This is a genomic window from Corynebacterium sp. UMB10119B (assembly GCF_030228125.1).
Lineage (GTDB): Bacteria > Actinomycetota > Actinomycetes > Mycobacteriales > Mycobacteriaceae > Corynebacterium > Corynebacterium pseudogenitalium.
Genome location: NZ_JASPBG010000004.1, coordinates 136,830 through 144,485 on the forward strand (window position 1 = coordinate 136,830; position 7,656 = coordinate 144,485).

9 protein-coding genes and 1 pseudogene are annotated in these 7,656 nt (G+C 64.4%); 7 read left to right on the plus strand and 3 right to left on the minus strand.

Going from position 1 to position 7,656, the window contains the following annotated elements; all coding sequences use genetic code 11:
- Positions 1 to 3: 3 nt before the first annotated feature.
- Entirely contained in the window at positions 4 to 516 is a 513-nt protein-coding gene (locus QP802_RS05560; RefSeq protein ID WP_070363251.1) for a phage holin family protein, read from the minus strand.
- Between the two features lie 81 nt (positions 517 to 597).
- Positions 598 to 1,404, minus strand: a complete 807-nt coding sequence (locus QP802_RS05565; protein ID WP_070975168.1) for an HAD family hydrolase — start codon at positions 1,402 to 1,404, stop codon at positions 598 to 600.
- A 153-nt stretch (positions 1,405 to 1,557) separates the two neighbouring features.
- Here QP802_RS05565 and QP802_RS05570 point away from each other — a divergent pair, with 153 nt between their 5' ends.
- The 7 genes and pseudogenes from QP802_RS05570 to QP802_RS05600 all read left to right on the plus strand — a co-directional run bounded on the left by QP802_RS05570 (position 1,558) and on the right by QP802_RS05600 (position 5,772).
- Complete coding sequence (locus QP802_RS05570) at positions 1,558 to 2,541, plus strand: CpaE-like family protein (protein ID WP_284817761.1); 984 nt, start codon at positions 1,558 to 1,560, stop codon at positions 2,539 to 2,541.
- Positions 2,538 to 3,635 (plus strand): annotated as a pseudogene (locus tag QP802_RS05575) (TadA family conjugal transfer-associated ATPase). Before QP802_RS05570 ends, QP802_RS05575 begins: the two are co-directional and overlap by 4 nt.
- The gene (locus QP802_RS05580) at positions 3,632 to 4,381 is read left to right on the plus strand and encodes a type II secretion system F family protein (protein WP_284817762.1); all 750 of its coding nucleotides are present in this window, start codon (positions 3,632 to 3,634) and stop codon (positions 4,379 to 4,381) included. Before QP802_RS05575 ends, QP802_RS05580 begins: the two are co-directional and overlap by 4 nt.
- Positions 4,382 to 4,461: 80 nt before the next feature.
- Positions 4,462 to 4,932, plus strand: a complete 471-nt coding sequence (locus tag QP802_RS05585; protein ID WP_284817763.1) for a type II secretion system F family protein — start codon at positions 4,462 to 4,464, stop codon at positions 4,930 to 4,932.
- Positions 4,933 to 5,008: 76 nt separating this feature from the next.
- Entirely contained in the window at positions 5,009 to 5,179 is a 171-nt protein-coding gene (locus QP802_RS05590; protein WP_083290824.1) for a DUF4244 domain-containing protein, read from the plus strand.
- A 3-nt stretch (positions 5,180 to 5,182) separates the two neighbouring features.
- The gene (locus QP802_RS05595) at positions 5,183 to 5,446 is read left to right on the plus strand and encodes a hypothetical protein (protein WP_256060114.1); all 264 of its coding nucleotides are present in this window, start codon (positions 5,183 to 5,185) and stop codon (positions 5,444 to 5,446) included.
- A gap of 2 nt (positions 5,447 to 5,448) precedes the next feature.
- Positions 5,449 to 5,772 carry an Rv3654c family TadE-like protein gene (locus QP802_RS05600; RefSeq protein ID WP_284817764.1) on the plus strand — a complete coding sequence of 108 codons (324 nt, stop codon included), beginning with the start codon at positions 5,449 to 5,451 and terminating at the stop codon, positions 5,770 to 5,772.
- A 1,011-nt stretch (positions 5,773 to 6,783) separates the two neighbouring features.
- Here QP802_RS05600 and QP802_RS05605 read toward each other — a convergent pair.
- On the minus strand, positions 6,784 to 7,656 hold an 873-nt coding region (locus QP802_RS05605), incomplete at its 5' end, for a restriction endonuclease subunit S (RefSeq protein ID WP_284817765.1).

Below are 7,656 nucleotides of genomic sequence, written 5' to 3' on the forward strand. Positions count from 1 at the left end.
GCCCTAGTTCGAGCCCGTGTAGAGCCCCGAGCTGTCCTTGGCAAGGTTCTTCTGCGCCTGGCCTGGGCGCAGGTTCTTCAGCTCGTTGACGGAATCGATGGTCTTCTTCGGCGCGCGGATCTTCTTCAGGCTCTTCACGCCGACCAGCGCCAGGATGCCCGCCAGGGCGATCATGATGGCGAAGACGATCAGGAACGCCCAACCCCGGTGCATCCAGGAGGACAGCATCTCGGCGAATGCGAAGAAAAGGAAGAAGGAGGAGTACAGGGCGATAACACCCGCGACGCCCAGGAGGCCGCCGCCGACGGCGCCCTTCTTGGCCTCGCCGATGACCTCGGCCTTGGCCAGCTCAATCTCGCCGCGAACAAGCGTGGAAACTTGCTCGGAGGCGTTCGAAATCAACGTACCGATGGAGTCCTTGCCCGGGTGGGTGACATCGGTGTCGTGCAAAGGAATCGAGTTAACCTTTGCGGACACTGCGGACGTTCCACTGGTGTACAGACCTTCGTTGCTCACTGTATGTTCAACCTTCCTGCGATTATTGAATGCACTCAACCCTAGCAACCATTGATGGGATTTGTCGCACACCCTCAGGGCTTAGGCAGACTTATCTTTCTTAATGGCCTTCGCCAGCAGCGTCCCTGCCACGGCTAACGCGGTCACGCCCGCGATGACGGACGCCCCGATACCGACTTCTTTCGCGTTCGGCATCTGGATCAGCGGCTCCGGGTTTTTGAACGTTTGCACGTCCCAGCCCTCCGCCTGCGCGTGCTTGCGCAGCGCCCGGTCCGGGTTGACTGCGACGGGGTTGCCAACCAGCTCCAGCATGGGGATGTCGGTGGCGGAGTCGGAGTAGGCGTAGCTGCGATCCAGGTCGTAGCCGTGTTCGGCGACGAATTCGCGGATGGCTTCGGCTTTGGCGTCGCCTTTGAGGTAGCGGGTGATGCGGCCGGTGAGGGTGCCGTCGACAACCTCGACCTCGCTGGCGACAATCATGTCGATGCCCAGCTCCTTTGCAATCGGTGCGACCAAAATATTTGCCGACGCCGAGATAATAATGACGTCGTGGCCGAGCTCGCGGTGCGCCTCGATGAGCTCGCGGGCCTCCGAGTAGATCGCCGGGGTGATCACGTTGTGCATGGTCTCGGTGGTCACAGCGGTGACATCCTCGACGCTCCAGCCGGTGATCATGTTGGCCAGGTTGTCGCGGGTGGTGTCCATCTTTTCGCTGCTCTGCCCGATGAGCATGTAGGCGGCTTTGGTCAGGTAGAGGTCCAGCGCTTCCTGGCGCGTGATCATGCCGTTGTTCAGGAACTCTTTGCCGAAGGCGAACACGGACGACGTGGCGATGATCGTCTTATCCAGATCAAAAAACGCCGCTACCGGTGCCGAGTTCGAAGCCATGAGGCACATTCTAACGCCACATACACGAACGCGTTGGGCTGTGCAGAATGTTATCCACAAATCAGGGTCGAGCGTTCAGGGAACAGCGGAGTTATCCACAGGCGCGTTCCAAATCGTTGTAGGGCGGTTGTGGCGTGGGTGATGCTCGAAGCCATGAGCACGCACAACATCACCATCGCCGTCAACGACGCGGCACTGCACCCCGAGGCCATGCACCTCGCGGCGGCAACAGGTATGCCCGTCACCGACCTCAGTAGCGCCGAGCCGGCGGAGGTCGCCCGCCGCTGTGAGCAGGCCTTCGCCATACTTATCGACGCCCACTTCGCCACCCACCTGCCACCCGCAGTGCTGCGCCGCCCGAATTGTTTCGAGCTCGGCCAGCAGCGCGGCGCCTACGACGTCCCGGACCAGTCCGGGCAGCTGCTGCGCGCGATTGGGGCGCTGCGGACACCGAAGGAACGCGGCAGGGTCATCGGCGTGGTGGGCGCGTCCGGCGGCGTGGGCGCCTCGACGTTTGCGGCGGTGTGCGCCAGGGCCGCGGCGCCCTCGACCCTGGTTGATGGGCACGCGCACTCCGGCGGGCTGGACTTGCTGCTCGGTATTGAGGAGGAGATCGGCGCGCGGTGGGGCGAGATCGCGATCGGGGAGGGCGCGGTCGCCCGCGAGGACGTGCGCCGCGCGCTGCCCGCCACCCCGGACGGCGTGGCGGTGATGACGTGTAGCAGGGAGGTCTCCGGCGCTGGTCTCGGGGATGGTGTGGATGAGCTGGAGGCGCTGGTGGAGGTGCTCGGCACCGGCGGGGTGACCGTGGTGGACGCCCCGTGCGCGCAGCTGCCCGCGCGCTGCGACGTAGTGGCGATCCTGGTCGCCCCGCAGGTCAGGGCGGTATCGGCGGCGGCGCAGCTGGTCGCCGAGTGCGAACGAGCAGGGCTGCGGCACGTCCTGGTGGTCAGGGACATCGGGTGGGCCGGCATCGGGGTGGATGAGATCGCCGCGATTGCTGGCTCGCGGGTGGTGGCCACCATCGGCCAGGTCCGCGGGCTGACGAAGCGCGTCGAGCAGCGCGGCCTGCCCCAGCGTCTGCCCGCGGGGCTTGCGAAGGCGGCGAAGGCTGTGCTCGAGGAGGTGGCCTCATGAGCTTCATCGACCGCGACTTGCTGCTACGCGTGCAACGCCGCATGGCCGACGAGCCCGGGGAGGTCGACGCCACTCGGCTCGCGGCGCTAATCCGCGAAGAGGCCGTCGTCATCAGTGACGTGGACGTGCTGGCCGCGATGCGCCAACTTCGCGACGACACCTCCGGCGCCGGGCCCCTGGAGCCGCTGCTCGCCGGCGGGGAGGTGACCGACATCTGCGTCAACGCCCCCGACCGCGTCTTCGTGGACCGCGGGCACGGCCTCGAGCGCAGCGAGATCCGCTTCGACTCCGAGGAGTCCGTGCGCCGCCTGGCCACGCGCTTGGCGCTGCGCTGCGGGCGCCGCCTTGACGACGCCCAACCCTACTGCGACGGCCATTTCCGCAGGCCGGACGGCTCGATTATCCGCTTCCACGCGGTGCTGGCGCCCACGGCCGTGGCGGGCACGTGCCTGTCGCTGCGCGTGCTGCGCACCACCACCGCCACCCTCGACGAGCTGGTGGCCAGCGGCACGATGGACGAGGAACGCGCCGAGATGCTCCGCGAAATCGTGCGGGCCCGGCGCGCCTTCGTCATCGTGGGCGGGACCGGGTCGGGCAAGACGACGTTGCTCTCCGCGATGCTCGCAGAGGTGGCGCCGCACGAGCGGATCCTGGCGATCGAGGACACCCTGGAGCTGACCCCGAACCACCCGCACGTGCTGAACCTGAATACGCGGGCGGTGAACACGGAGGGCGCCGGCCAGGTGACGATCGCGGACCTGGTGCGCCAGTCGTTGCGGATGCGCCCGGACCGGATCGTGGTGGGGGAGATCCGCGGGGCGGAGGTGACGGACCTCCTCGCGGCGCTCAATACCGGCCACGAGGGCGGCGCTGGCACCTTGCACGCCAACGCGATCGAGGAGGTCCCGGCCCGGTTTGAGGCGCTCGCCGCGCTTGGCGGGATGGGGCGCGACGCCCTGCACGCGTAGCTTGCGCCGGCGCTGGACACAGTGATTGTGATGCAGCGCCGCCCCGACGGCCGCCGCGTCCTGCACCAGATCGGCGCCCTGGAGGGCAACCCGGTGACCACACGAGTGATCTGGCAGCGGCCATGACGTACCTGTTCGCATTCGCGGCCTGTGTGGCCTGGACAGGAGGGGTGCCTGCGCGCCGGATTCGCCCGCGCGCGGTGTCCTGGGGGTGGGTGCCGCCGGTGGCGCTCGCGGTGGCGCTGCTGGTCATCGTGACGGATCGCGCGGCGGTGGTCATCGCGGCGGCGCTCGTCGGGGCGACGGTGCTCTACGCCTACTCGCGGCGCCGCGCCGGGCAGGCGTTGGTGCGGCGCCAGGAGGCGGCCTCGCAGTTTCTCGGCCACATCAGCGCCAGCCTGCAGGCAGGTTCCTCGCTTCTCGACGCCACCCTTCGCGCCACCGACCAACTCCCCGACACCACCCCCACCGACCTGCTTGCCGACGCCTCCCTGTTCTGCCACGTGCTGCGCACCGGCGACGCTGCGGGGCTTCGCACCCCGGAGCTGTCCCGGGTGGAGGCGCTGTGGCGGGTCGGGGTGCAACGCGGCGTGCCGATCGCCTCCCTGGTCACCGCCGCACGCGAGGAGATCGACGCTGCGCTGCGCCACCGCGCCGCCACCGCTGCGGCGTTGGCCGGGCCAAAGACGAGTGCGGTGGTGCTCTCCCTACTTCCGCTGGCAGGGATCGGGATGGGGGCTGCGATGGGGGCGCGCCCGCTGCACTTTTTGGCCGGCACCAACCTGGGCGGGGTGCTGCTCATTGTCGGTACCGCGCTGGTGGGGGCCGGTTTCTGTACGTCACAACACATCATCGAAAGGGCAACCCAATGAGTACGTTTGTTACCGCTTTGTGCGTCGCCGGCGCGATGGTCGTCTCCGGGAGCAGTCCGCGCGGCCGGGTGGGGCGCGACGTGCCCCGTGCGCCGAAGACTCCGCGGGACGGGCCGTCGCCAAGCCCCGGCAGGAGCGCAACCGACATCCGGCTCTTCGCGGCGTGCTGCCGCGCCGGCCTGCCGGTTGCAGCCGCCGCCGGCGCAGTGGCCGACACCCACGGCGAGGACCCAAGCCCCTGGCACACCGTGGCAGCGCTCAGCGCGCTCGGGGCCGACCCGGCACGCGCCTGGGCGGAGCTACGCGCGGTGCCGGGTGGGGAGGAGCTCGCGCACCTGGTGGCCTTATCTAACGCCACCGGCGCAACCCTCGCCGCGGGATGTGAGCGCATCGCGGTCAGCCTGACCGCGGACGCCGCCGACCACGCCACCGCCCGCGCCGAGCGCGCCGGGGTGCTCATCGCACTCCCACTGACCGTCTTCTTCCTGCCGGCGTTCTTCATCCTCGGCCTGGCGCCCGTGGTGGTCAGCCTCGGCCAAACCCTGTTTTAAAACACCAACAACCAATAAGGAGATTCCAATGTCTACGAACGTTATCCACGCTGCTGCTGCCCAAATTATCACGCGCATGCAGGCGAAACTATCCAACGACGACGGGCTTTCGACCATCGAATACGCCTTCGGGACTTTGGCGGCCGCCGCCCTTGCCGGGGTACTCTACATGGTGGTCACCAGCAACGGCGTCTCGGACGCCATCGAAGGCGTGATCACCGACGCCCTGACCAACAAGCCGGGCTAGCCGATGAACACCATCGAGGCAGCGCTCTCCCTGAGTGCTTTGGTGGTCGTCGCCGGTGCGATCGTCGCGGCGCTGGCCGCGATGGGCGCCTACATCTCGGCGGTCGACATCGCCGGGGCCGCAGCCCGCGCGCACGCCATCGGCCTGGACTACGACCCGCCCGCCGGGCGCGTCACCACCCAGGAACGCGGCGGCATGGTCACCGTGACTGCCCGCGTGCGCGGCATGGAGGCCACCGCCGTCTTCCCAACCGAGTTCGGAGGCTAGACATGCTTGGTCAACTCCGAAACGAGGAAGGCTCCGCATCCGTCACCACGGCGGGCATCATCGCCGCGGTGACCGTGCTGGCCCTTGCGGTTGCGGCGGTGGTTGCCGGGGTGGCGAACGCCCACCGGGCGCGCGTCGCCGCCGACCTCTCGGCCGTTGCCGCGGCTACCGCCCTCTACCAAGGTGTCGACGCCTGCTCCGCCGCCAACGACACCGCCCAGGCCAACGGTGGAAGCGTCGAAACGTGCGAAGTTGACGAGTCGGACGTGCAGGTCAGCGTGCGCGTCGGCCGGGCCGTGCAGAAGGCGCGCGCCGGTCCGGTCTAGCGTTGCGAGTGCTGCGAGTGTCGCCAGGAGTTTCTATGCGTTTTCGCTTAGCGGCACACGAGCATGAGAGCTAACACCCTCCGAATGAGACAACACACTCCACTTACTCCTAGTCCTAGGAGGAGCATACAAATCCAACCCAGCCCAACGCCCGCAGTTTCGCCGGAATACTGGATGATGAGGTATCCAGCAACACCTAGCAAGAGAAATAAAATGTCGACGTAGAAAATTCTGATCGGAACGAAACTGAGGGGCAGCAGGCCGATAAAGGACAATAGAACTATCACATGAATAGTTTCCACGTCTGATTCGGAGAAATGGTTCATTGCGAACGTGGTGAGCAACAGAGCGATCTCGATAAAGGGAATGCCACACCATTTTGCGCGGAATAAGGGTCTGTTGCTGCTCATGATGCTTTGCCTTTTCGGTTTGCGTGTTTGGCTTTTTGAAAGTGCTTTACTGCAGCGTACATATAGTTCGCTGTCGAAAAGCATCCTCGGTTTGTGACTTTATCCCGTTTCGTGCAGTTTCACTTTCGGGTAAGCGGGTGATTATCTATCCACGGGCGGACACATTAGTGGGTTGATGCCGGGATAGTTGCTGGTAGTTGGGGTGCCGCGGACAGTGGAAGCAGCGGTGACTTTCTTATCGACGCCCCTTCGATACACCACGTTTAACCTTTAACGCCACGACCCGGCTTCCGGATGAGTGGTGAATGCCTGCCTGCGCCGCGGAACCCAGCGCCGTATATAACGTCGGCGATCTGTCCGCCCCGCGGAAAGCCAGCGCAGATGTTGGTTGTCCGCCCCGCGGACACCTCGAGCGCCGACCCTGTTGTCCGCGGCGCGGAACTTTGCATCAATCAACACCCGACGCCCTATTCACCGGTGGTAATCTGTCCGCCCGGCGGACACTTGAATACCGACTGTTGTCCGCCTCGCGGAATTGTATTCACCAGTGGCGACCTGTCCGCTCCGCGGAATTCCGTAGTGAGTTCGCTATCTCTCAGCTCTAAAGTTCTCCCGCGAACGCGCGAGAGGACAGGGAAACGTAGAGCTCATTTAACCTGTGTGCTTTCTCCTCTTGAAGGAAGCGCGCCTGTCGGAAACCCGAAACGCGATCCGCTAGCTCGGCTTGCATCTGCTGGCTAAGTAAAGGGATTTTCAAGCTCCGAGCCTGTGAAATCGAAAACCCATTCAGCCCTGACGTTGTTCGTGCAAGCGCGACTAATTGTCGGCGCACAGGCATGCTGTTTATTGCTTGTTCTAGATAATCAGGGTGTACATCATTTTTAGGGCGTGCTCTAAAAAGATGGTTTTGGTACACCGTTGGGGTATCAAACTCTGGGACTTGGGCTGCGCGGCCTACTTCGTATGGGTTCGCGTTGGCTTCAACGAGCAACACGTCGCCTTTTCGCAGTTCACACCGTTGTATTTCGTTTTCTTTGCAGCGAATTGTCTTAACGGTTGAAAGCTCAAGAGACCTTCGTTGGACATTGCCAACGCGAAGGTAGTTCACTTCAAATGGATTATCCTTCCGGCGTTTGCTGAGGGTCAGTCCACCTTGAAGATCTGCGATTTCCTTGAGCCGTATTTGTTCAGTGGCAGCGCTAAAGATCGCATCGCAAACTGCTATTTCGAGTGAGCTCAGCTCAGAGACGAGAGCGTCTTGTTTCGTCCGAGCCTCTTCCACCGTTCCCAGAATTGTCGCGATGCGCTGCTGCTCCTCCAGAGGAGGCAGAGGGACCTTGATCTCCAAGAGGTCGCGGTTGTTGATCCTGGGAAGGTTGATCCCGTTAATATGCCTGTTGATTTGAGCAAATGCGAAACCGCTAAGTAAGAAATGCAACAGGTAGTGGGTATCGTCGCCGTTAATCATGCGGAG